The organism is Prosthecobacter sp. (genome assembly GCF_044226605.1).
Lineage (GTDB): Bacteria > Verrucomicrobiota > Verrucomicrobiia > Verrucomicrobiales > Verrucomicrobiaceae > Prosthecobacter.
In genome coordinates, this window is sequence record NZ_JBGAGS010000024.1 from 91,734 (window position 1) to 116,873 (window position 25,140).

18 protein-coding genes are annotated in these 25,140 nt (G+C 62.2%); 11 read left to right on the forward strand and 7 right to left on the reverse strand.

From position 1 onward, the window contains the following. The first annotated feature begins 1 nt into the window (after position 1). The gene (locus ACILSO_RS26665) at positions 2 to 3,097 is read left to right on the forward strand and encodes a PAS domain S-box protein (RefSeq protein WP_395740531.1); all 3,096 of its coding nucleotides are present in this window, start codon (positions 2 to 4) and stop codon (positions 3,095 to 3,097) included. Positions 3,098 to 3,158: 61 nt separating this feature from the next. Here ACILSO_RS26665 and ACILSO_RS26670 read toward each other — a convergent pair whose 3' ends face one another. Genes ACILSO_RS26670 through ACILSO_RS26700 form a run of 7 tightly spaced genes read right to left on the reverse strand, consistent with a single transcriptional unit; the run spans position 3,159 to position 13,610 of the window. Further along, positions 3,159 to 4,712 carry a serine hydrolase domain-containing protein gene (locus ACILSO_RS26670; protein WP_395740532.1) on the reverse strand — a complete coding sequence of 518 codons (1,554 nt, stop codon included), beginning with the start codon at positions 4,710 to 4,712 and terminating at the stop codon, positions 3,159 to 3,161. A 39-nt stretch (positions 4,713 to 4,751) separates the two neighbouring features. Further along, entirely contained in the window at positions 4,752 to 5,675 is a 924-nt protein-coding gene (locus ACILSO_RS26675; protein ID WP_395740533.1) for an alpha/beta hydrolase, read from the reverse strand. Positions 5,676 to 5,683: 8 nt separating this feature from the next. Continuing rightward, positions 5,684 to 6,589, reverse strand: coding sequence for a hypothetical protein (locus ACILSO_RS26680; RefSeq protein ID WP_395740534.1), 906 nt, complete (start codon positions 6,587 to 6,589; stop codon positions 5,684 to 5,686). 26 nt (positions 6,590 to 6,615) lie between these two features. After that, entirely contained in the window at positions 6,616 to 8,409 is a 1,794-nt protein-coding gene (locus ACILSO_RS26685; RefSeq protein WP_395740535.1) for a hypothetical protein, read from the reverse strand. 14 nt (positions 8,410 to 8,423) lie between these two features. Next, complete coding sequence (locus ACILSO_RS26690) at positions 8,424 to 10,448, reverse strand: hypothetical protein (RefSeq protein WP_395740536.1); 2,025 nt, start codon at positions 10,446 to 10,448, stop codon at positions 8,424 to 8,426. Between the two features lie 18 nt (positions 10,449 to 10,466). Next, positions 10,467 to 11,540 (reverse strand): hypothetical protein, encoded by a 1,074-nt coding sequence (locus ACILSO_RS26695; RefSeq protein ID WP_395740537.1) that lies wholly within the window; start codon positions 11,538 to 11,540, stop codon positions 10,467 to 10,469. A gap of 57 nt (positions 11,541 to 11,597) precedes the next feature. Beyond that, positions 11,598 to 13,610 (reverse strand): CapA family protein, encoded by a 2,013-nt coding sequence (locus tag ACILSO_RS26700; protein ID WP_395740538.1) that lies wholly within the window; start codon positions 13,608 to 13,610, stop codon positions 11,598 to 11,600. Positions 13,611 to 13,703: 93 nt separating this feature from the next. Between ACILSO_RS26700 and ACILSO_RS26705 the strand changes: the two genes are divergently transcribed. The 10 genes from ACILSO_RS26705 to ACILSO_RS26750 form a co-directional block, all read left to right on the forward strand. Further along, positions 13,704 to 15,677 (forward strand): sensor histidine kinase, encoded by a 1,974-nt coding sequence (locus tag ACILSO_RS26705; protein WP_395740539.1) that lies wholly within the window; start codon positions 13,704 to 13,706, stop codon positions 15,675 to 15,677. A gap of 3 nt (positions 15,678 to 15,680) precedes the next feature. Further along, complete coding sequence (locus tag ACILSO_RS26710) at positions 15,681 to 16,349, forward strand: response regulator (protein ID WP_395740540.1); 669 nt, start codon at positions 15,681 to 15,683, stop codon at positions 16,347 to 16,349. Positions 16,350 to 16,355: 6 nt separating this feature from the next. Further along, on the forward strand, positions 16,356 to 17,330 hold the full coding sequence (locus ACILSO_RS26715; protein WP_395740541.1) for an isoaspartyl peptidase/L-asparaginase family protein: 975 nt from the start codon (positions 16,356 to 16,358) through the stop codon (positions 17,328 to 17,330). Between the two features lie 73 nt (positions 17,331 to 17,403). Next, positions 17,404 to 19,020, forward strand: coding sequence for a formate--tetrahydrofolate ligase (locus ACILSO_RS26720; RefSeq protein WP_395740542.1), 1,617 nt, complete (start codon positions 17,404 to 17,406; stop codon positions 19,018 to 19,020). A gap of 46 nt (positions 19,021 to 19,066) precedes the next feature. Beyond that, positions 19,067 to 21,187, forward strand: coding sequence for an ABC transporter substrate-binding protein (locus ACILSO_RS26725; RefSeq protein ID WP_395740543.1), 2,121 nt, complete (start codon positions 19,067 to 19,069; stop codon positions 21,185 to 21,187). Next, positions 21,184 to 22,515, forward strand: a complete 1,332-nt coding sequence (locus tag ACILSO_RS26730; protein WP_395740544.1) for a hypothetical protein — start codon at positions 21,184 to 21,186, stop codon at positions 22,513 to 22,515. Before ACILSO_RS26725 ends, ACILSO_RS26730 begins: the two co-directional genes overlap by 4 nt. Further along, positions 22,505 to 23,377, forward strand: a complete 873-nt coding sequence (locus ACILSO_RS26735) for an ABC transporter ATP-binding protein (RefSeq protein WP_395740545.1) — start codon at positions 22,505 to 22,507, stop codon at positions 23,375 to 23,377. Before ACILSO_RS26730 ends, ACILSO_RS26735 begins: the two co-directional genes overlap by 11 nt. Positions 23,378 to 23,552: 175 nt before the next feature. Continuing rightward, a complete protein-coding gene (locus tag ACILSO_RS26740; RefSeq protein WP_395740546.1) occupies positions 23,553 to 24,023 on the forward strand; it encodes a hypothetical protein in 471 nt (156 codons plus the stop codon). A 39-nt stretch (positions 24,024 to 24,062) separates the two neighbouring features. Continuing rightward, entirely contained in the window at positions 24,063 to 24,266 is a 204-nt protein-coding gene (locus ACILSO_RS26745) for a hypothetical protein (protein WP_395740547.1), read from the forward strand. Between the two features lie 200 nt (positions 24,267 to 24,466). Next, the coding region (locus tag ACILSO_RS26750; RefSeq protein ID WP_395740548.1) for a class I tRNA ligase family protein at positions 24,467 to 25,140 on the forward strand (674 nt) is incomplete at its 3' end.

Consider the following 25,140-nt stretch of genomic DNA (forward strand, 5'->3'; position numbering starts at 1 on the left):
CATGAGCCAGCCATTGCGAGTTCTTTTGGCGGAGGACAATCCCAATGATGCTGAGCTTGTGCTGCGCGCCCTGCGTCAGGCTGGCTTTGACCCTGACTTGCATCAAGTGGAGACGGAGGAGGATTACCTGGACGAGCTCACCCCCGATCTCGACATCATTCTTTCGGACTACGAGATGCCCACGTTCAGCGGGCCGCATGCATTGAAGCTGCTGCAGCAGAGCGGCTATGACATTCCCTTCATCATCATCTCCGGCACCATCGGGGAGGATGTGGCGGTGGAAATGATGCGGCTCGGAGCCACCGACTACCTTCTTAAAGACCGCCTGGTCAGGCTTGGTATCTCCATCAGGCAGGCCATGGCCCAGGGGCAGCTGCGCAGAGACACGGCCAAGGCTTCCGAAGATCTGAAGCGGAGTGAAAAAGAGCTGCGCTGGAAGACCGCGTTTCTTGAGGCCCAGGTCGCTGCCTCCATCGACGGCATCATGGTGGTGAACGAGCGCCGGAGGAAGATTCTGCAAAACCAGCGCATGATCGAAATCTTCCAGATCCCTCAGCACATTTCAGATGATGGGGACGCCCGCTGCCAGCTTGAGTGGATCACCTCCAGGGTGGTCAACCCCGAGTCCTTTCTCGACCGGGTCAGGCATCTCTATGCTCATCGCGATGAAGTGGGACGTGATGAGATGGAGCTCAAAGACGGCACCGTGCTGGACCGCTACTCCTCGCCTGTGGTGGGCAGTGACGGTCAGTACTACGGCAGAATCTGGGCGTTCCGTGACATTACCGAGCGCAAAAAGGCCGCCCTCGCCCTGCTGGAGTCCAAGCGCTTTTTGCAGTCCACCCTTGATGCCCTGACCACTCATATCGCCATCCTGGATGAGCACGGCACCATCGTCGAAGTCAACAGTGCCTGGAACCGCTTTGCCATTGAAAACGGCTTCAAAAGCGCCGGCTACGGCGTGGGTGAAAACTATCTCACCCTCTGCGACCGCGCGACCGGCAGGTTCTCCGAAGAGGCGGCGGTGGTGGCTCAGGGCATACGTTCGGTCATGGCGGGCAGCCAGCCAGAATTTCATCTGGAATATCCCTGCCATGGTCCGCATGGCCCCCGCTATTTCGTCGTGCGCGTCACCCGTTTCTGCAGCGATGGCCCCCTGCGTGCGGTCGTGGCTCATGAAAACATCACCGAACGCAAGCTGGCCGAGGAGGCGCTGCGGGAGAGCGAGGAGCGCTTCCGCCAGATCGCAGAGACGATTCAGGAAGTTTTCTGGATCACCGATACTTCCAAGCACCACATCCTTTACGTCAGCCAGGCGTATGAGCGCATCTGGGGCCGTACTTGTGAGAGCCTGCGGGTCAATCCGCAGAACTGGCTGGAGGCCATCCACCCGGAGGACCGGGAGAGGGTGCTTCTTGCCGCGACCACCCGGCAGGTCAATGGCACCTACGACGAGGAGTACCGCGTCATCCGTCCGGACGGATCAGTGCGGTGGATACACGACCGCGCCTTCCCAGTGCACAATGCGGCGGGAGAGGTCTACCGCGTGGCCGGTGTCGCGCAGGACATCACCGAGCACAAAGGCTCCAGAGACCGGCTGCTTGAGCAGGCCTCGCTGCTGGACAAGGCCCGGGACGCCATCCTCGTCCGGCATCTTGAGCACGGAATCACCTACTGGAACAAAAGCGCCGAGCTGCTCTACGGATGGAGCTTCGAAGAGGCCAAAGGCCGTCACACCGGCGATTTTCTCTACCGTGACACGGTCGGGTACAAAAGCGCCATCGAAGCAGTCCTCAGCAAGGGGGAATGGAGGGGTGAAATTCAGCAGATCACCAAGTCCGGCGCCCCTGTTTTGGTCGAGGCCCGCTGGACCTTGGTGCGTGATGACACGGGCCGTCCGCAGGCCGTGCTCGCCATCAACAGTGACATCACCGAGAAAAAGAAGCTGGAGCAGCAGTTTCTCCGCGCGCAGCGCATGGAAAGCATTGGCACCCTGGCAGGCGGCATCGCTCATGATCTCAACAATGTGCTCGCACCGATCCTGATGTCCATCGAGCTCCTGCGGCTGACCAGCCGTGACCAGCGTGCCTTGACCGTTCTTTCCACCATCGAGACCAGTGCCAAGCGCGGCGCGGACATGGTGAAGCAGATCCTCTCCTTTGCCCGTGGCGTCGAAGGGGAGCGGATGGTCATCGATGTCCGGCATGTCATTCAGGACATGCAGCACCTCGTGCAGGACACCTTCCCCAAGGAGATCGTCTTCCGCTCGGAACTGGACAAGGAGCTGCCCTTGTTCTCCGGAGACCACACCCAGCTGCATCAGGTACTGCTGAACCTGTGCGTCAATGCCCGCGATGCCATGCCCCACGGCGGCACCCTGAGCGTCTCAGCCACCAGCCTCCATGTGGATGACAACTACGCCGGCATGACTCCCGGCTCCACACCCGGACGCTACCTCATGATCAAGGTCACGGACAGCGGCACCGGCATACCCCCTGAAGTGGTGGACAAGATCTTCGATCCCTTTTTCACCACCAAAGAGCAGGGAAAAGGCACGGGCCTCGGACTTTCCACGGTGCTCTCCATTGTCAGAAGTCATGGCGGCTTCCTCAATGTCTACAGCGAGCCCGGCAATGGCACCACCTTCAGCGTCTGCTTCCCCGCCATGGAAGCCCCGGAAGGCGTGGCTGCCAGGATGCAGCAGGACACCCACCCGCGTGGCAACGGTGAACTGATCCTCATTGTGGATGATGAGGCTGCCGTGCGTGCCATCACGGAGCAGACTCTGGAAAGCTATGGCTACCGGGTGCTCGTCGCGGCAGATGGCACGGAGGCCGTGGCTCTCTATTCCATCCATCGCCTGGATGTTGCCGCCGTGGTGACGGACATGATGATGCCCGTCATGGGCGGTCAGGCCACCATCCAGGTGCTTCAGCGTCTCAATCCTGACGTCAAAATCATCGCCGCCAGCGGTCTCGCCAATGATGGTAGCTCCGCCCGCGCCACGGCAATGGGGGTGAAGCACTTCCTTCCAAAGCCCTTCACGGCCCAGACCATTCTCACCGCTTTGCACGAGGTGCTCACCGGCCGGTCATAGCCTGTCATGCTTCAACCCGCGCTGCAGTCCGGACTTGTGCATGCCCGCCATAGACATGTCCTCAGGCACTCATCTGCCCTTTCAGCGGCGCGCGCGAATCCTTCGCCTTGGGATTCATCGCGGTGATGCTGTTAAGGAAGGTGATCGTCACATGGTCGCCGTCAAAAACACACGTCATCGTGTCGCTGTGCGGCGTCTCATAGTAGCGCCATGTCATCACCAGCGTGTTGTCATCTTTCCACGTCGCACTCGCGGCGATCTTGGAGGGTCCGGCCTGCTTGGGCTTGCCGCCGGAGATGAGACGCGGCGGCGTACCGGGAAAAACGGCTTCGCCCAGGGCCCATGACGTGAGACCGCAGCGGATGATGTGCACGCCGCTCAAAAACGTGCAGTCGTCATCTTTGAAAACAAACTTCACGAAAGGCTGGTCGAGATCATTCTTCTCCAGCGTGAACGTTTTCCCGCTGATCCGGGCGGCAGTGGGCGAAGTCTTGCTGCCCTTCGGCGGTTCAAGCGCCAGCGTCTTGAGCCTGCCGAGGTCCCCCGCCTTTGTGTCCTTGGCATCGATCGCCGGCAGCAGATGCTTCCACACCAGATCGAGCTGCCCCTGCATGTTCTTGTTCTCGCTCGTCATCACGATTACTGCGTCCTGCTCCGGCAGCACGATCGTGAACTGACCAAACGCGCCATCGCCGCGGAAGGCCGTGCCCTGGCAGCGCCAGAACTGATAGCCGTAGCCCTGCATCCAGTCGTTCTTCGCCTTGGGCCTGTCCGGTTTGTCGCCGCCCGGCTGCTGGATGTGAAAGCGCGTGGCCTCATCCACCCAGGCAGCGGGCAAGAGTTGCTCGCCGTTCCACTTTCCTTTTTGCAGCAGGAACTGGCCAAACTTTGCCAGCCCCTCCGTCTGAATGCTGAGACCCCAGCCACCGGTGTTGATGCCATGCGGGCAGGTCTCCCACTTCATGTCCTTGATGCCCAGCGGTGCAAACAGCCGCGGCGTCAGGTAGTCCAGCACCGTCTGGTGCGTGAGCCTCTGCACAATGGCGGAGCACATGTAGGTGGCCGCGCTGTTGTACATGAACTGCGTCCCGGGCTTGTGCGCGATGTTCTGCGCCAGAAACGCCCGCGCCCAGTTATCTTCTTTGACCACCACTCCCGTCGGCTCTTTCTCATTGCCCGTGCTCATCGTCAGCAGGTCCTTCACCCGCATCGCCGCCAGATTTTCACTGACCTGTGCCGGCAGATCGTCGGGAAAAAACGACACCACCTTGTCCTCCACGCTCAGCTTCCCTTCAGCCACCGCAAAACCCACGGCCGTGGAGGTGAAGCTCTTGCTCATCGAGTACATCGTGTGCACCAGCTCCGGGCCGTACGGTTTCCACCAGCCTTCGGCGATCACCTTGCCATGCCGCAGCATCATGAGGCTGTGCAGCTCAAATTTCTCGCGTTCCACCGCGTCCAGGAAATCCAATATTCCCGCTGCGGACACGCCCTGCGCCTCCGGAGTGCTGCGAGCAAGGTGCAAGGAAGTCTCTTCGGCGAAGGACTTCGGAATCCAGAGACTGAACGGCGCCAGGCTGGCGCAGCGGAGAAAGGAGCGGCGTGAGGTTTTCATAAGGGAGGGTGAATGAGGCCGGTTAAAATCGCAACAGCCTTACGGCGCGGCCTTCTTGTTCAATCCCATGTCCTGCAGCCACTCCGCCGCACGGGCGGGCCAGCGCGTGACTGGCAGTTCGGTGGGGCGAAGGCCGTAGCCATGCCCGCCATGGGTGTAGATGTGCAACTCCGCAGGCACCTTCGCGTGCTTCAGCGCGGTGAACAGCACCGTGCAGTTGTCACAGTCCACGTGATCGTCCTCCGCCATCACAAAAAAGACCGGTGGCATGTCTTTGCTGACCTTGAGGTGCGTCCTCAGGGCCCCCGTCTCTTTGTCCACAAATCCTGCGGGATAGATCAGCAGGGCAAAGTTTGGTGCGCAGGACTGCTCATCGCTTGCATCCGTTTTTGCATAGGCCCGCTTCTCGCCATGCACCGTGCACAGGCCAGCGGTCGCTCCTCCCGCTGAAAAGCCCATGATGCCGATGCGGGCGGGATCAAGTCCCCAATCCTTCGCATGCGCGCGCGTCAGGCTCACCGCCCGCTGTGCATCCATCAGCGGCCCGAGTGAGCGCAGCGGTGAAACGCCAGATTCATCCAGTGCATCTCCCAGCATTCCGGTCGGCACACGGTACTTCACCACCACCGCCGCAAATCCCAGGGTGTTCAGCCATTCCGCGATCTCCGTGCCCTCCAGGTCCCATGCCAGAATGGTAAAGCCTCCGCCCGGGCACACCAGCACTGCGCCGCCATTCGCTTTGTCCTTCGGAGGCAGATACACATGCATCTGCGGCGTGCTCACATGCCCCAGCTTGATGATGCGTCGTCCTGCAATGAGCTTGTCCTCCGGCTTGGTGAGATCGCGTTCTTCACCCTGCGGCTGGGACGCCGGCCCGGGAGGAGCGGCTGGCCACAGGTTTTGCACCAAAGGTTCAGCGCCGGCCATGGTGGCCCCGAAGAACAGCAAAAGAACAGGTTTCATGCTCATGATTATTTCGTCTTTGAAGTGATCTTCGTGCCGTCCAGTTGCAGTCCCAGCCTCGCAGGCAGGTATTCAGCCAGCACATCCACCAGGGCGGCTGCAAATTGTTGGCGGCTTTCTTTGGTGTCCCGCAGTTTGGGTTTGTAAGTCTCGATCTGCAGGCCGGTCACATGGTCCTTCGCCACGCAGTAGCGCCGTACGGTGTAGCCGCCGGTGAAAAAAGGCTCCTGCGGCGAGGGCATTCGCGGGCTCGGTGCGGCAAGGTATCCCTTCTTCTCCAGCAGTGCGCCAAAGCTCGCCGGTCCGCGCACGATCTGTGAATAGGGTTCATTGGATTGCATGGCAATGAGCTGGATGCTGCTCCTGGCGTGGTAGGATGGGCCGTTGAGCTGTGCATCGCTGACGGCCAGGTCCTTGGCCGAATGCTGATACCCCAGCTCGATGCGTACGTCCGGATGGCTCTGTCCATGAAGGTCGATGAAAAAGGCCACGCCATGCTGCTTCACCGTGGCGGCACAGGCTTGCGCGACGAATCCATGATACTCGTTCCATGCCTTCTCGGCGATGGGGCTTCCCTGTGCGGCCTCCACGATCTCACGATTGGGATCCAGCTCCTTGCGGTGCAGATTCGAAATGATCAGGTGCATGTGGCGCCCCGTGCGCGCATGCACTGCTTCGGCAAAGGCACGCGCGAGTTCCTGCGTGTTGGCGTCCGGCTGCACCACGCCCTCCTTGCGGTCGGGAATGCTCTCCGGCGTCTCGCGTCCTCCATGCGGAGAGCACACTACCAGCGGCAGATCACCAGGAATGTACTCGATGTACTTTTGCTCGCCGAAGACGCTCTTGCCTGGCACGAAGTCGGCGGCGGTGGCGGAGCATGCCAGCAGCATGCCGAGGAGAAGGCTCTTTTTCATGGTTGGGTTGGTGGGTGCAAACAAACTCAGAATCCCGTGTTCGGAAACCAGCGGCTGAAGTAGTTTTCATCCAGCCGCGTCAGCGGGATTGTCAGCGGTTGTGGCACGCCGTTCTTGGCCCAGCGCAGCAGCTCATCGCGATGCCCGAGCCTGCCCAGCACATCAAACACGTTTCCTGGCGAATTCTCTGGCCACCCCTTCATCACCTGCGGGTCCCAGATGGCCACACCGGGATCTCCCGCGGCAAGGTAGCCTGCAGCCTGCTTGCACAGTTCTTTCGGCTTGCCGGTTTTCCACGCGATCACCATCGGATACGCCTTCGTCTTCGTTCCTTTGGTAATGCGGCGATAGTACTCCATGTCGATCTTCCCCGGCGTCTTCTCAAACGAAGTATGGTAGGCAAACCACGTCGTCGCCAGATCATCCACCAGCCCGCGTTGTATCCAGTTTGGCAGGTCCAGTCCCCATCGCTGGTTGTCTTCCTCTTTCGCAAAGGTGCCGAGCGAAATCTTGTAGCGTTCCTTTCGTCCCTGCTTGGCCGCAGTCTCATCCAGCAGCGCCCGCACCTCCGTCATGAAATCCGTCATGATCGCCGCACGCGTCGCATGGATGCGCGGATCATCATCCTCCACCGATCTGGCATCGGCGTTGTGCATCGCCTTGAAGCGAGCGCAAAATGCATCCTCCCACAGCATCAGAGGCATGCCGCGGTTGAACAGAAAGCCTACACCCTCCGGCTGCAGCTCCAGCGTCTCACGAAACACCTCGATCAAATGCTTCCGCACCTCGGGATTGGCATAGCTCATGAAAAACGTCGGCGTTCCGTCGCGGTCAAAGCAGCGCCACTCCGGATGTTCATGGAAAAACTTGCTGTTGAACGTCTCCTCATACGGCATCGATCCCACCCAGCCTGCAGGCCGCAGCATCACATGAAACTCCGCGCCCTGCGCTTTCGCCGCATCCCGCGCCACTTTCAGCGGATTCACCCCTTTCTTGAACAGCGTTTCCAAAGACTTGGTGTAGCTGGCATAAGTCCCGCTGGGAAAATCCACCGTGCCCTCACCGGCATACGTTCCGATCTTGCTCGGATAGCACACGAGATCCGCTCCCGTCACCTGAAACCACCACTTGCCGATGTCGGTCGTTTCAAAGCCCCGAAACTCTTCCGCCAGTTCCTCCGCTGTCGTCGGTTTGAAGGGCCAGATCCAGCTGTGCCCGTCAAACGTCGCGATCGACGTTCGCTGCGTGGACACCGCCCGGCTCGCCTTCACCTCCGCTTCGGTCAGTGGGACTGCTTTCACATAGCAAACCGTCGCCGGCAGTCCCGGCATCGGCGAAATCTCGACTGCCTGCCCGTTCAGATTCGCCACAGAGAGAAAGCATTCTTGAATCACCGCGCGTCGGTTGGGCAGCAGCGCCAGATTGTTCGCCATGCGTTTGAAGACCGGCTCATCGCTCAGCTTCGCCTTGATGCCGTTGCCGCCGATGTTGAAACCGCCCGAGGTCGTCGCCAGTCCCACATACACCGCATGCCAGCCACGCTCCGCCAGCGGCAGTTTGACCACCGGCGGATTGGTGCCGCTGTAGATCGACAGCGCCGTGCCCGTCATCTCCGCGGTGGCAAAGGGGATCATCTTCCATTTCCCCTTCTGCCGTTTTCCCGTGATCATGGCCGCCGCAGGCTCTGCCTTGGACAGGTCCGTGTGCACCACCGACTTCGCACTTTGGGAAAAGCTGCGCGAATCATTGGCAAAGAATTCTGCCATGACGGCGCCCGGGAGAAGAGCCAGAAGCGCGAAGATGAGGAGGGGAGGATTCATGAAATGCGGCTGCGTCAGGGTTTCAGCTCATACACCGCCACGCCGAGCGGAGGCAGCTTGAGCCTGAGTTCATCCTGGTTGAAACGCACGCTGGCATGCCCATCCGTCAGTTCATGCGCCTCGGCATTTGCAGCGCCTTCCACGTTCAGAATCGCATCCTCGGCACGGCGCGAATCATTGGCCACGATCAGCCAGCGTTTGCCGCCGCCTTCCTTGAGCAGCGCGTGAATCGCCGGATTGCGCGGCGCGGGCTGCTGCACAGCGTCCGGTGTCAGCAGCATTGGCTCCATCGCATGCACCTCCTTCAGCACCGCCCGCAGGTCTTCGATCTGTTCCGGATGCTCCTTGGTAAACCAGCCTTTGAGCTCGCCTGTTTTAGCATCCTTGCTCCGTTCATCCCAGGCGAAAAGACCAAGCCCGTTCGCACCACTGGAGAGCGCCAGCCACACCATGCAGCGCAGCTCCTCCCGCGTCGGAATTTTCGCCCCATACTGCGGCAGCACCGTCCATACCGGCTTGCGTCCCGCCACTGCGCGGATGCTCGACTGCGTGGCATCCGCGACCGCGCGCAGGGAGACATTCGGCACGGGATACGGGTCCGTCGCCAGGATGTCCGCCGCAGGCGCGGTGTCCTGCAGCCGCGAATAGTTGTTCTGCACGATCAGCACCGGCTGGTCCGGCGCCAGCATCTTGATCGTGTTGTAGCTTTCATGCAGGCGCGTGATGTCGCCCCACGGTTCATCGTCGCCATACCACAGCAGCAGGGCAGGGTGGTCCTTCGCCACCGGAATGGTGAAAAGCTTGCCGAAGGCCTCGTTTGCGCTCGCAATCATGAACAGCTTGCTCTTCGCGGCGGCGTCCAGGCACTCTGAAAGCTTGCGCGCATACCCTTCACGGTCACCAGCATGCGCACGGTTCAGATTGAAATCGTTGAGCACCACATTGAACCCCAGCTCCGCCATCAGCGGAAAATCCTCCGGCATCGCATGATAAATCAGCAGCGGAAAAAACTTCCTCCCGCCATGCGACAGCGTGTGGTCCTCGTGAATCATCGTCCGTCCTGCCGGCTTCACATTGCCCAGTCTCAGTGTGCGCGCAAAAAACTGCCGTCCTCCTGAAGCCGCCAGCACTGTGCAGGTATGCAGGCTGTTCATCCAGGTCGGCGCTTCAAACTCCAGATCCTGACGCGCATGTGTGTCCAGCGTGATCTTTTTCAGCGTCGTTGCGGCGCCGCTGGCTTTCTCGGAAACCAGGGTGACATCGATCGGCAGCGCCAGCCGTGTGTCGATGTGGTCCAGCGTGATCATCATCTTGCCACGATATGGCAGCGCATTGAGATACGCTTCCATCGTTGGCACGGTGACATCCGGCGTTCCCTCGGTAAGTTTGATGGAGGCCACGCGGCAGTTCTTGAATCCCTTGAGCAGCGTGAGCGCGCTCTTTCCGTCGCACAGCAGCGGCTGTGGTCCACGATAGCGGTACCGCCTGCGATCCACCAGGCCGTCGATCAAAGTCGTGACCACCCCCAGCGCTTCATCATAGCTCGCGGTCAGCCGCGTCCACTGGCCCGCAGGCACCTCCATGAGCCCGTTGATCGTGTCTCCCCCCACCGGGAAGTATTTAAATTGCTGCGGAGCAGTGGTGAAAACCTCCTCGGTGGGAAACACCATCCATGCGGTGTTCAGCTTGCCCTTCACCAGCTCCCAGTCGAACGACCCCACCTTGAGGGCAAAGACAGCTCCTTTGTCCGGCGGTGTTTCATCAAAGCGCACCCACGCATCCAATGTCATTCCCCCGTCAAACCGTATCCTGCCATCGTCTTTGAGCGTGATGCCGCCGTCGCCTCCGCCGTCAAACTTCAAGCACGCTCCGAAACGCTCGTCCTTCACCACCACGCCACCACGCACCTCGGGAGCAAAGCGTCCGGTGCGATCCACCATCGCAGCCTTGTCACCGTCCGCCTCAAGCAAAAACACCGTGTGCTCCTCCGCTGCTTGCACAGACGCAGCCAGCAAAAAGGCGCCGATGATGCTTCTCATGACGTGCGGGCGCTCATCTCAGATCTTCACGCCGCTCATCGGATATCTCGTCACCGCTTCCCAGGCGATCTGCTGCAGCAGTGCGTTGAGCTCTTTCGCCTGCGGCACATCTTTCAGGGCCTCGGGCACCGGAAGTCCTGCCGGGTTGCGCTGATGGATGGCGACGAAGTGGCAGTACGTCACCAGCACGGACAGCGGCGCCTGCGGATGTCCGAGGTCGTCCCGGAAAAGATCTGTCTGTTTCGTGAGGCCGGGCGCCTTGCCTTCAATGATGCATTCACGCAGCGCCAGCACCGCATCTCCCACCGGCACAATGTGCACGGCCTCCTTGCCTGCGGCGGCATTCAGCGCGGTCACCTGCGCCTCCAGCTTTTGCGTCCACTGCTCACGCTGCATCCCATGCAGTTTGCGCAGGCTTTCCACTGTGGCGTCATTGCGCATGGCATTGTGGAAATCACCCGACATGTTCCCATCCCGCGCCGGCCATGAGGCCTGCACCAGCACGCGCAGCTTCGGGTTCTTCTCCAGCCCCAGCTTGGTGAAGTTGTCGATCCCCTCGTCCGGCAGCAGCATGTGGGGGGAAAGCGTGAGCACATCCACGCTGCTCTCGTTCAGCACCCGCTTGGCCAGGTTCTTCTCATCCGGCACGTCCCAGTGCTGCTGCGTGCGCGAGCCGCCGATCATCTGCCGCCCTGCGTCCTGATAGCCGATGCCCGCCGCCTCGGTCATTTTGGGGAGCATGGAGGCGGTGAAAATCATGAAGCTGTGCGCGCATACAAACACACGCGGCCCCGGCGGCAGCCCGGTGGAGGAGGGCGTGGTAAACTCTCCAGGCTTGCTCGTGTTTGGCCCGTTCGTCTTGGTTTTGGAGGCCAGCAGCGCCTTCAGTTCCGGGTGCGCTTCCACATACTTCAGCGCTTCATCCACCGAGAGCGTTCCGTTCTTGTCCGCATCAGCATCGGGGTAGAGCTTCAGCGCCATCGCAAGCTTGGCTTCGATGCCCCCCTTCTTCGTGGCGGCCGTCTGGGCGAACAGCCACGTCGCTCCCAGGCATAGGGTGATGACGGTCAGTATGCGGATGCTTGGTTTCATGGTGCGATGAAGACGTGAGAAGTGCTCTTTTATATCATCGCTTCGCAATAGGCACGCCTATTCCGAAAATTCCAGATACGAGCCAATGGCGTCGCTGCCTTGTTTCACTGCCGCACGCGCCGCCGCACCCCAGCCGCTTTTCTCGCCCAGCAGCGTGCTGATCTCCCCCAGCTCCTGCTCTGTGACAAAGCGTGGCTGATAGCCCGTGACCTGGTTGTCGCTCAGGATCGGATACACGCGCAGAGTGGTTTTCAGGCGACCGTCCTTCATCGAAAAATCAAGCACCAGCGGCAGGCTGTAGGGCGGAGCCTGGTGCGCCTTGTAGCGTCCCCGCGCATTGAAGAGGAAATTTCCCAGGCTGTAAAAAATCCATCCCTTCTCGTCACGCTCGATCTCCTGCATGGTGTGCGCCCCATGTCCGATGAGAAGGTCCACGCCTGCCGCGCGCAGGGCCTGCGCCGTCTCGGTCTGCTCCTTGCTTTTCCAGGCATAGTTGTCCCCCCAGTGCACGAAGTACACCACGAACGCGTCCGGTGCATTGCGCTTGAGTTCGGCGATCATGGTCTTCGCCGCAGCCACATCCACCGGCGCCACGCCCGGCCTGCCGCCACCCGCGTAGAAGTGAAAGTCTTCGTCGTAATTCTTGCGATACTCAAAGGCGCCAAATACCGCCAGCGTGAAGGCATGCTCACCCACGCGGCATTTTTGAATCAACGGCGTGGCGGCTTCCGCGAGCGAAGCCCCTGCGCCAAATGACTGTGCGCCCGCGGCCTTCAGTGCCGCGCTCGTGTCCGCCAGTCCCTCTGCACCCTGATCCAGGGTATGATTGTTCGCCAGTGAATAGGCGATCGGGCCATACTTCTGAAATGCCGCGGGCGATTTCACCGGATCGCTGTAGTGAAGGTAGTCCTTTCCCGCCAGCGGACTCTCATGCTTCGCCGTCAGCGGCGTCTCCAGGTTGAGGATGCGATAGTCCACCGCCTTCAGCAGCTTGCTAAGCTGGCCGAGGCCATGCTCGTAGCCTTTCTTCTCCAAAATGTTTCCCTCGCTGGTCCGGCCATATTCATCCTGGTAGCTCTCGCCGTGGTTCGTGTCGCCGCCAAAGAGCACACGCAGGTGCGCAGGATCGCGTCCGATGAGCGTCTCCCGCAGAGGCGCGCGTTCCGCCGCTGGCTTCTGACTGGGGGCGGGTTTGCTCAGCGGCCTGGCACTAAACAGAATCTCCACCGCAAAAGGGGCCATGTCTTTGTCCACGTGGCCCACACCGGGGGCCGTTGCGAGTTTCCATCCAAGAGGCACACCCAGGGCCTTGGCCTGCTTCTGTCCGGTCGCAAAAAAGGTCTGACCCCGCGCATACCGGTGCTCGCCCTGCTCCATCGCTTCGGGCGTGCGTCGCAGGTTCGCATGATGGGGGTCCGTGTCTGCGGTCCCCAGCAGCACCACCAGAGGCCGCTGCAGCAGGGCTTTGAGCGCCGCTTCATCCGCGACACTGCCGCGCAGTCCATACGGAAATTTCACCTTCAGGTCGGGCAGCGTCCACCACCCTGCATTCGCCGCGATCGCCTGGCTCACCCGGGCCTCGGGCATGAAATACATGTAGCGGTGCACAAACTGCGCGCCCGCCGAATGTCCATAGATCGAGTAACGCTCGCTGCGGTTGCCCGTGGCCGCTTTCACCGCGTCAAAGATGGGTTCAAGAAAGCTGAAGGACCATTCCGTCCGTGGCAGCGGCTTGTCCTTCGCATCCGTCATGTTGCCGGTGTTGTAGCCGTCGCTCCCGGGAAAATCCTTCTCGGAAAACTCGGGCGTGACGAGGATGAAGCCGCGCTCCTTCGCATGTGGCAGCCATTCGTCGCGGTAGCGTTCCGCATCGCGCTTCACTCCATGCATCACAAACAGCACCGCTGTGTCCGGCTTCGCATTGGCTGGTACATAATACCACACCGGCAGCGTTTTGCTGGCATGGGTGAAATCAAACCTGCCCGCGCCCGCCTTCATTCCCGCACCCTGTGCAGTGGGCGTGGTCAGCATGGCAAAGAGAAGCAGCAGCAGGAGTTGGTAGGCTTTCATGGCGCGGACTCTGGGCCAGCCCTTGCCGCTTGTCCTTTCACTAAAATTAGTGAAACGACGCCGCGTGGTTCCTGACTACACTCCGCGCCGACGATGAAGTTCGCCCCTCCATTTTTTGCCATCGCCCTGCTCGCCCAGAGCGGCGATGCGCAGTGGGCCGAGCGCCTGGCCTTTTGGATCCATGCGGATCTCCGCCGCACCGACGAGCGCATCACATCCATTGATGAAACCCTGCGCACCCTGCCTGAATTCAATCAGATCAACAGCGGCGGCACCGCCGGGTTCAAGACCGCTTACACCATGGATGAAGAGGAGCTCTGGGTGGAGGTCTCGCTTCCGCACACCGAGCAGGCGGACACCATCGTGCTCGTGCCTCCTTTGGCCAAAGGCCCCAGCGGCATGATCTCCGGCTACGGCTTTCCCACTCGTTTCAAAATCGAAACCTTTGATGACCGCGGCGCTGTTCATCCGGTGATGGATGCCACCTCGCAGGACTACCCCAATACCGGCGGTTATCCCGTGCTCGCAAAATTCCCCCCGCAGCCCGTCCGGCGCGTGCGCTTCACCGCCACCGACTCCTGGCAGCGCGATGGCTCCCACGTGCTCGCTCTTGCAGAGCTGATGGTGCTTTCGGGAGATCGCAATGTCGCCGCGGGAGCCGCCGTCTCCAGCAGCAGCACGCACGAGTACCCCGGCTCATGGTCTCGCGTCAATCTCGTGGACATGATCACTCCTCTCGGTCTGCCTGTTTCTCCCGGCACGGGCCGTCTCGGATTTCACAGTGCTGTCGCAAAGCATGCCGATGAGGTCAAATCAGTCACGCTCACCTTTCCGGAAACCGTTCCGCTGGATGAAGTCTGCCTCGTCCCCGTCCGGCGGCGCGAGGCCCCGCTGTGGTTTGAGTATGGCTTCCCCATGCGCTGCAAAATCGAGGCTGCCACTCAGGCTGATTTCAGCGATGCCTCCCTGCTCCACGAAATCCTCCCGCGCCGCCCGCCCGTCTATGGCATGAATCTCGTGCGCTTCAATGCCAGCCGCACACCCGCACGCTACCTGCGCGTCACCGCCACGCAGCTCTGGGAGCGCAATGAAGACTTCGTCTTCGCCCTTGCCGAGGTGCAGGCCTTTTCCGGTGGCGAAAACATCGCCCTCAAAGCCTCCGCTCAGGCCAGCGACATGCTCGCTGGCGCCGAGGGCGCTGCCTGGAGTCCTGCCGCCTTGACCGACGGCCTCACCGAAGGCGGCCGCCTCATCTCTCTGCCTGCATGGCTTTCTCAGCTCGACCAGCGCCGCAGTCTGGAGCAGGAGCGCGCGGGCCTTCTCGCCACTCGCAGTCTGTGGATCGCACGTGCGCAGCGCACCCTCGTTTACGGCAGCGCCGGCAGTGTCCTCTGCATCAGCCTGCTGGCCTGCATCATCGTCTGGCGGCAGCACCGCCATCGCTTGCGCGATGCCCGGCGCCTGCAGGAAAAACTCGCGCGCGATCTGCACGATGAGATCGGGTCCAATCTCGGCAGCATCCGCCTCATCTGCTCCTTCGCCCGCCAGTCCGGCATGACGCTCGAAACCCTCCGCGGTGACCTTGGCGATATCGAGCGCGTTGCCGCGGAAAGCGCCGACTCCATGCGCGACATGGTGCGCCTCATGATCCCGCAGCGCAGCAGGGAAGGCCATGACTGGCTCGACGTTCTGCACGATCTCGCCGAGCGCCTCCTGCGCGGCCACACGCTGGACTGCTCATTGTCCACCACCCGTGAGCCCGATCTCGAGACACGCCGCGAACTCTATCTCCTCTGCAAAGAAGCCCTTCACAACATCGCCCGCCATGCCCACGCGAAAAACGTGCGCTTTCATCTCAGCGAATCCGCCGGCGGACTGCGCATCGAAATCAGCGACGACGGCACCGGCTTCGACATGGCCCGGCGCAGCGGCGGTGGCCACGGTCTGAACAATTTGTGCGAGCGCGCACGCGCCATGAATGCCACACTTCAAATCAACTCGTCACCCGGTGGCGGCACGCGCATCTCTCTCGATGTGCCGCGCACCCACCGCTGGCCTGCCCGCTGAACCATGAGCACCTCTCTCATTCGTGTCTGGATCATCGAAGACCACGCGGTCTTCCGTCGTTCATTGCAGCGCCTTTGCAGCGCGGAGCGTGGCATGGCCCCGGCCTGCGACTTTGCCGATGCCGAGACCATGCTCTCCGCCCTGCGCAGCGTCGCGCGCGATGAACTTCCCCAGGTCATGCTGCTCGATGTCGGCCTGCCCGGCCGCAGTGGTTTGGATATTCTCAAAGATGTGCACCGCCTCGCGCCAGGCTGCCACATCATCATCCTCACTGTGTTTGAGGACGAGGCCAAGATAAGTCAGGCCGTCAGCGCTGGCGCATGCGGCTATCTCTTGAAAACCGCCGATGCCGATGAAGTCGCGGAGGCCATCATTGAAGCCTGTGAAGGCGGCTCTCCCATGTCTCCCAAGGTGGCCCGCAGCGTCATCAAAATGCTCGCCAGGCTCACGCAGCCCGTTGCTTCGCCCGTCGCCCTTTCCCCGCGCGAGAGCGTGCTGCTCGCCCACATGGTGGAAGGTCTCACCGCCAAGGAAATTGCCGATCGCATGGGCGTCAGCATCCACACCACCGGCACGCACACCCGCAATCTGTTCACCAAGCTCAACGTTCACAGCCGCGCCGCCGCCGTCGCCCGTGCGCTGCGCGAGCGCCTCGTCCCGGACAAGAAATAACACACCATGAAAATTCTTCTCTTCCTGCTCTCCGCCGTTTGGTTGCACGCCGCCGAGGCGCCCGTCACCCTCGTTATCCACGGCGGCGCGGGCGTCACCCGCGCGGACTTGTCTCCTGAGAAAGAAGCCGCCTGCCGCAAGGTCCTCGAAGAAGCGCTGCAAAGCGGCCACAAAATCCTGCATGACGGCGGTACCAGTCTCGATGCCGTCCAGGCGGCCATCATCCTTCTGGAAGACTCGCCGCTCTTCAATGCCGGTCGCGGTTCCGCCCTCACCTCCGCCGGCACCGTGGAGATGGACGCCTCCATCATGGACGGCCAGAAGCATGCCGCAGGTGCCGCCGCTGGCGTGACCAGTGTGCGCAATCCCATCCTCCTCGCCCGCCTCATCATGGAGCGCACTCCACATGTTTTGCTGGCGGGGCAGGGGGCTGAAGCGTTCGCCAGGGAGCACCAGCTCCAGTTCGAACCGGCCGAATACTTCATCACCCCGGAGCAGCAGGAGCGCCTTCGCAAAGCCAAAAAAGCCCAGGCCTCCGCCACACCTCTTTCTGATCTCACCCTGCGCATGGGCACCGTGGGCGCCGTGGCGCTGGACAAGAGCGGCCACCTCGCCGCAGGCACCTCCACCGGTGGTACCATGAACAAGCGTCTGGGCCGCATCGGCGACTCTCCCATCATCGGCGCTGGCACTTACGCCGAGGACGGCGTCTGCGCCGTCTCCTGCACCGGTCACGGCGAATCCTTCATCCGCTCCGTCGTCGCCTACGATGTCGCGGCGCACATGAAGTACGCCCGAAGCGATGTCGCCACCGCCTCCCGCCGCATCATCCACGAAGTCCTTCCCAAACACGAAGGCAAAGGCGGCCTCATCGCCCTCGATGCCGCCGGAAACATCGCCACCCCGTTCAACACCCCCGGCATGTTTCACGCCTGGATCAAAGCCGACGGCGCCATCCACATCGCAATCTTTGAGGAGTAGCTGGTAGGTATTGTCCCTGTAAATTCCATTTGCTTCACCGCAGGCCTTGCCATCCTGCGCGCTTCCATCCCGCATGCACCCGGACATCTCCCCTATCGCCGCTGACCTCGGTATCGATCCCGAGCACCTCATTCTGCACGGACGCCACATGGCCAAGGTCAGCCTCAAGGCCATGCATGAAAAGCCGCAGCACGGGAAATTGATCCTCGTCTCCGCCATCACTCCCACTCCTGCGGGGGAGGGGAAAACGACGGTCTCCATCGGTCTCGCCCAGGGGTTGAAAAAGATCGGGCAGAAAGTGGCTCTCGCGCTGCGCCAGCCTTCCATGGGTCCTGTTTTTGGTCGCAAAGGCGGCGCCACTGGCGGTGGCAAAAGCTCCGTCCGCCCCGCGCAGTCCATCAATCTTCACTTCACCGGAGACTTCCACGCCATCACCTGTGCGCACAATCTCCTCTCCGCCGTCATCGACAATCATCTCTTTCTCGGCGATGCGCGCCTCTCTCCGGATCGCGTGCTGTGGAAGCGCGTCATGGACATGAATGACCGCGCCTTGCGCAGTGTCCGCACCTCCGTCGGCAAGCCCACCGAGCGCGCCACCGGCTTCGACATCACCGCAGCTTCTGAAATCATGGCCATCATGTGCCTCGCCGAATCGCTGCCTGATCTGCGCCGTCGCCTGGAGCGCATCGTTGTCGGTTTCACCGCGGAAGGAGAGCCCGTCTACGCCAAAGAATTCCGCGTCACCGGCGCTCTGCTGGCCCTCCTGCGCGAGGCCCTGCCGCCCAATCTGGTGCAGAGCCTCGAAGGCGTGCCCGCCTTCCTGCACGGCGGCCCCTTTGCCAACATCGCCCACGGTTGCAACTCCGTGCTGGCCACCCGCATGGCCCTCGCCCATGCCGACTATGCCGTCACCGAGGCCGGCTTCGCCTTTGACCTCGGCGGTGAAAAATTCATGCACATCAAGTGCCGCCAGAGCGGCCTCGCTCCCTCGGCCATCGTCATCGTGGCCACCGTGCGCGCTCTCAAGATGCATGGCGGCGTTGCGCTTGATCAGCTCACGCAGACGGACACCGCCGCTCTCAGCCGCGGTCTGGAAAACCTCGCCGCTCATCTGGACAGCGCCGCGCAGTTCCAGCGCCCCGTCATCGTCGCCATCAATCAGTTCACCAACGACCACCCGGACGAGCTTGCACTCGTGCACGAGTTCTGTCGTTCCCGTGGTGTCCCCAGCGCCACCGCCAATGTCTTTGGCGAAGGCGGAGATGGTGCGGTCGAACTCGCCGAAAAAGTCCTCGCCGCCATTCCTGCGGAGTCCCAGCCGCTCCCCTTCCTCTATCAGCCCGAAGACAGCGTCGAAGCCAAGCTCACCGCCATCGCCACCAAAATCTACGGGGCCGATGGCGTGGTGCTTACTGAGGAGGCGAAAAGCCGGCTCGCACTCTTTGCCCGCAGCGGTTTTGACAAACTCCCGCTCTGCATGGCCAAGACGCAGGACTCTCTCTCCGACGATGCCAAGAAACGCGGCCGCCCGCGCGGCTTCACCATCACCGTGCGCGACTTCGAGATCGCCAACGGCGCCGGCTTCCTCGTCGCCCTCACCGGCACCATGATGCGCATGCCCGCCCTGCCCAAGGTCCCCGCAGCCGAGCGCATCCAGGTCACGGACGACGGCATCATGAGTGGCATCTAGGGATGTCTTGCCGCCACGCGGCGCACGCTCTAGCATTGCCCTGCGCATGATTTTGCCCCGCATCCTCATTATTGGCTTCCCGCTGCTCTTCGCTGCGGTGTCTTGGTGGTCGGTGCAGGAGTCCCGCCGCAGCCATGCGGACCGCACCGCAGGTGTGGTCGTCATGCTGCCGCAGGAGGTGCCCGTGCTGCATCCCTTCCTTCCCGCCAATGAGGTCGAGAGGGAGATTGCAGAGCTCGTTCATGAGCCTCTGATTCGGCTCGCCTCCGACGGCACGCTCCAGCCCGGCCTCGCCGAGTACTGGCGCTGGACGCAGGACGTCACCTGCTGGTTTGCGGATGTGGCTGCCGCCAAAAAAGCCCAGGAGCTTCTCCAGGCTCAGATCGATGAAAAAAACCGCTGGGCCGAGTGGCGCCTCAGTTCCGTCCGTGTGCTGGAAAACCGCCTCCTGCTGAGCTTTTCCGAACCCAATTCCGCAGGCGTCCGGCAGGCTTTTGAAATCATTGCCACCCAGGATCTCAAGCCAGTCGTCTTCTGGCGCATTGAGCGCGCTTCGCCCCTGCGCAAGTCCTGGGACCGTTTCATGGCCGAGTCGCCCCAGGCACGGCATGTTCAGCGTGTCTGGTTTGATGGCGCCAATGCCTGCGAAATCGTCGTTGCTGGGGAGTCTCAGCGTCTGCTCGAGGACCTGCATCGTTTCCTGGACTCCGGCATGGGCGAGCCCGCTGCCATCAATCCGCTCGCCGAAGTCGGCGCTCTGAGCGAGCCCGTGCTCGATCTCGACATCCGCCCCGGCCAGCACTGGCATGACGGCACCCCCGTCACCGCCGAGGACGCCCGGGCCACAATCGACTTCCTCCGTGGTAATGAATGGCCTCTGCCAAACCGCGAGGCGCTCGGCAATATCCAGACCATCGAGGCGCAGGAGAATGGCTCCCGCCTCCACGTTTCCTTCCGCCGGCGCCAGGGCACCGCGCTTTGCGTGCTGGTGAATCTTCCCATCCTGCCCGCCGCGTGGTTGCGCCAGCACCCGGCTCCCCAGGACTCGGATTTCGTCGCCCATGCGCCGCCCGGGGCCGGCACCCATCGCATCGCCGTTCGGGACTCCCGATCCGTGGTGCTGGCACCCATGCAGCAGGAAAAAAATCTGCCGCGTTTCCTGTTCAATTTCCTCGCCTCGCCATTGATGACGCAGATCGGCGTTCGCACCCGCACGGTGGATCTCGTCTGGCCTGCCGCGGATCGCACCCGCCAGGAGCAGCTGCGCCTCACCCCGCCCCGGCAGCGCCTCGTCGTCCTCTGGAACACTCGTCATGAAGTGCTGCAGCACCCCTTCTGCCGCGAGGCTCTCGCACTGGCCACGGATGCCGACGAACTCATTCGCTCCTTGCCCGGCCATCTCGGCCATGCGGACGCCAGCCTCTTTGCGCCCGGTTTGTGGTTCAGCACCCAGGCGAAAAGCCGGCCGTTTCAGCTCGAGCAGGCCCGCCAGGTCCTCGCGGATGCCGGCTGGCCGCGCGATGTCGAGGGCATCGCCCGCAGTGCTCAGCAGTCGCTCCAGTTCACCCTCCTCGTGCCCGGCGGAGATGACCTGCACACCCGCGCCGCGGATCTCCTCGTGGCGCAGTGGCGCAGGCTCGGCGCCAGGGTGCGCATCGAATTCGCCCCCGACGCTCAGACTCTCTCCCAGCGCCTCCACGAGCATCGTTTTGATGCCGTGCTGCTCGATCAGCGTTTCGAAGTTTCCTGGGATCAGCGTCCCTGGTGGCACTCATCCCTCGCAAAGCCGGGTGGCAGCAACTTCTGCGGCATCGCCGATCCCCAGATCGATCTCAAGCTCGACGCTCTCGCCGCGGAGTTCGATCCCGATCAAGTGCCAAAACGGGTGCGCGAGCTGGAGGAGAGGCTCCTGCCCATGCACCCCATGCTTGCCCTCTTCACCACGCATGATGAGGCCGCCGCCATGCCGACCTTGCGTGAGCCCGGTTCCACCACCGGCCCGGTTTCAGACTGGACCTTGCAGACACTCACCAGACCTCCGAAGCGCACGCCCGCTTCACCTGCCATCAAGCTCCAGATGCGTCCCCGTGATGAAGAGAAGGCCGGCCAGCGGCCGGCAGCGCCCTCGGCTCCCATCATCAAACCTCAATTTCGCCTGCCGGAATGATTTCCCAGCAGCCTTTCTCACCATCCCCGCGCTGGCTTCCGCTGCACCTGCTGGCTGGCGGCATCGCTGCCGCGGCACTGGCGCTTCTTTTCCCGCATCATTCAGCGGCCTCCGCCACCCCCTCCCTCTGGAGCCTCTGCGGCTCCAGCCTGATCGTTCTCGTCATCGGCTTGCTGCTGGCTCTTTGCGTCGGCCTCATCGTCGGTCTTCATGCCCGCCAGTGGGGCGCGCATGCGGAGAGATCTCTCGCCTTCCTCGGGCGTGCTCTGGCCTGCCTTCCCGTCGTGGTCGTCGCCTGGGCCTTCGTCAGCGGCTGGATCGGCTCCCTCGGCTGGCCCGTCGAATCGCTCATGCCCGCGCCTTTCCCTGACACCCAGGCCTCCGGGCGCGTTTGGTTTGCGCAGGCGCTGTGGCTGCATTTTGCTCCGGCCCTCATTCTGGCGCTGCCCCTGTGCGGTGAGATGGTTCACGCCGTCATTGTGGATGGAACTGCCACTCGCGATCTCGAATTCTCCCTGCGCTCGCGCGGAGTTCCCGCCTCTTCTCGCCTTTGGCATCACCATCTTCGTCAGTTGCTGCCGCTTCTTCGCGTTCGCCTGCAGTCGCTCTGCCTCGTCGCGCCGGTCTATCTCATCATCATTGAGGACGCACTGCATTTCTTGGGCTGGGGCGGCTGGATGGCCCAGAGCATGCATGCAGCAGACGCAAAAGCCCTCGCGCTCGGCTTCGCCAGCGGCGCGGGCATGATGTCCCTCCTGTGCGCCTGCGCTTGCCTGCTGCCAGGTCATCTCAAGCCCGCCTCCGGTGCTGTGCCCGCGCTGGCGTGGCAGCCCTGGCTGTTCTGGTCCCTCGGTTTGCTGCCCCTTCTCTCAGGGTCGCCTCTGCTTTGGCTCCCTGCACTCGGGCTGGCAGCGCTCCTTTCCAGCAGTGCCGCCTGGTTTCACGCATGGCGCAGTGTGCAGGCCCGGCTTCCCTTGGACGCCGCCCGTTCATTTGGTGCCTCCAGGGAGGAAATCTGGCGCCAGCACATCACTCCCGTGCTGCTCCGCATGGTTGGCGCCTGGGTCTGCTGCGTTGCCGCACAGACCCTTCTGGGCGTCGCAGCTGCCTGTGCCTTGCAGCCCCGTCTGGTGGAAAAACTCGCCGCACCGCTTGCCGGACTTTACCGCCCCCTCGCCATCGCCTCCGTTCAGGAGGCGTCTCAGACACTCGCGGATCCTGCCGCCCTCCTCCAGTCCGGTGGCGGCATTGCTCTTGCCGCCTTGTGTTTGATCCAAGTCAGTCGCATCGTACACCCTCGACTCTCTCCTGAGCCTCATGTCCGCTGAAGCCTCCTCCCCCCAAGACGCCCCGCTGCTCTGCATCCGCGATCTGCAGATCGAGTTCAGCCGTCATGACGCCTCGCCTGTCAAAGCCGTCAAAGGCATCAGCCTCGAGCTCAAGCGCGGCGAATCCATCGCCCTCGTCGGAGAAAGCGGCAGCGGCAAGAGCGCCACCGCCCTCTCCTTCGCCCGCCTCCTCCCCGAGCCTCCCGCCACCATCACCGCCCGCCAGATGACCCTGGACGGCCACGAAATCCTCGAAATGAACGAGCGCGAATTGCGCGCCATCCGCGGCAAGGACATCGCCTACATCTTCCAGGAGCCCACCACCTCTCTCAATCCCGTCCTCACCATCCGCACCCAGATCGGCGAAGCCCTCGCTCTCCATCGCCCGGATGTCCCCAAATCCGGTCGCGATGAAGAAATCGTCAAGTGGCTCGACAAGGTCGGCATCGTTGACTCCCGCAAACGCCTTCGCGCCTACCCTCACGAACTCAGCGGCGGCATGCAGCAGCGCGTCATGATCGCCATGGCCCTCTGCACCCAGCCCAAGCTCCTCATTGCCGACGAGCCCACCACCGCGCTCGATGTCACCATCCAGAAGCAGATCATGGACCTGCTCGCCCAGCTCCGCCGCGATCTCGACATGAGCATCATCCTCATCACCCACAATCTCGGCATCATCCGCAGCGTCGTCGATCGCGTCGCCGTCATGTTCCGCGGCGAAATTGTCGAAACGGGTCCCGTCGATGAAATACTCCGCAATCCCCAGCACCCCTACACCAAGGCCCTCCTCGACTGCGTCCCCCGCATGGGCCCCAAACAGCCCCGCCTCAAGGCCATCGACTACACCGCCTTGGGTGCATGAGCTTCGTTTTGAGCCAGTCCACCGTAGCTTGGAAAGCTCAAAAGGATCGCTTTGAAGACCTCATCTCTGCGGCCTTCTAAACTCTTGCGTTGTTAAATCCGGTCCTCCGTAGGGCTCTCCACCCGCCCCATAATCCCCATTGCGCCCCACCTCCGGGCCATGCTAGCCTCTCAGCATGAAAGCCTTGCTCATCCTCCTGGCGATGGCGACGCCGCTCTGTGCGCAGGTCATCCTGCCAGCCACCGGCAAGAAGTTCGACACTCGCACCATCAATGGCAGCGGCGGAAATGCTGGCGTCAGCATCAACAACACCTCCCAGCCCCCGCCCTCCACCAAAGCCCGGCTCACCTCCCACTTCACAGTTGGTGATCCACGCCAGTGGAAAAGCACGGATGGCAAATCCCTCCTCGGAACCATCATCATTTTCGAGGATGCCGTCATCGAAATCGATGCGGCGAACCCGGCCGCAGCCCGCGACGCCGTTGCCAAGGCCCCGCCCCCCAAAATGCCCGAAAAGCCCACCCTCATCCGCGACGGCAAAATCCGCCTCCTGGTCAATCAAAAACCCGTCGAAGTACCCCTCGAGCGCCTCAGCGCAGAAGACCGCAAGTACGTGGACGATTTGAACGCCCGCATGCCAAAGTGATCTCACTCTCTCATCACCAAACCATCCAAGTTCACTCCCATGAAATCAGCACTCACCGCCCAGATCCTCCTCCTCGCAGCGGCTTTGCTGCCCGCCTGTAGCGCCATCACGGAAAAGTCTCCGCCCAAAACCGAGCGTGAAATGGAGGACGAGGCCCGCCGCACCCATACCGTGCCCGACAACCTCCGCGATCCCCGCCCAGAAATGCCGCCCACCGGCCCGCTCTCCATGCCCATGCGCTGACCGCGCAGGATACGTTTGGCCAAAAAACCCCGCATGCCCAGCGCAGGCAGGGAGGCTTGTCCTCCAGCCGCCGCGCCCAGCGTGATGTTTTCACGACAGTAGTGACCCGGCTTCTGCCATGATGCCCGCCCCTGTTCTTCGATTCTGAGACGCCTCGGCGTTTGCAAAGCGGCCGCTTTCCCCCATCTTGGCCGCCCTTTATGCCCGAACTCGACAAGACCTACACGCCTGCGGAAGTCGAAGCCCGCTGGTATCAGCGCTGGCTGGATGACAAATGCTTTGAAGCCGACCCCGCTCGTGTGAGCGAGACCCGCCCGGCCTACTCCATCGTCATCCCCCCGCCCAACGTCACGGGCATCCTCACCCTCGGCCACGTCCTGAACAACACCATCCAGGACATCCTCGCCCGTCGCGCCCGCATGCTTGGGAAGGAAGTCCTCTGGCTCCCCGGCACCGATCACGCCGGCATCGCCACGCAAAACGTCGTTGAGAAAACCCTCAAAAAGCAGGGCGTCATCAAGCACCGCAACGACCTCGGTCGCGAAGCCCTCGTCGCCAAAATCTGGGAGTGGAAGGAAAAGCACGGCGGCATCATCATCGAGCAGCTCAAAAAACTCGGCGCCTCCTGCGACTGGTCCCGCGAACGCTTCACCTTTGACGACGACTACAACGCCTGCGTCATGCGCGTGTTCGTCGATCTCTACAAGAAAGGCCTCATCTACCGTGGCAAGCGCATGGTCAACTGGTGCCCCTCCTCCCTCACCGCCCTCAGCGATGAAGAGGTCGTCATGAAGCCCCAGAACGCCATCATGTACCATTTCAAAGTCGAAGTGGTCGAAGAACCCGGCACCTGGCTCACCATCGCCACCACCCG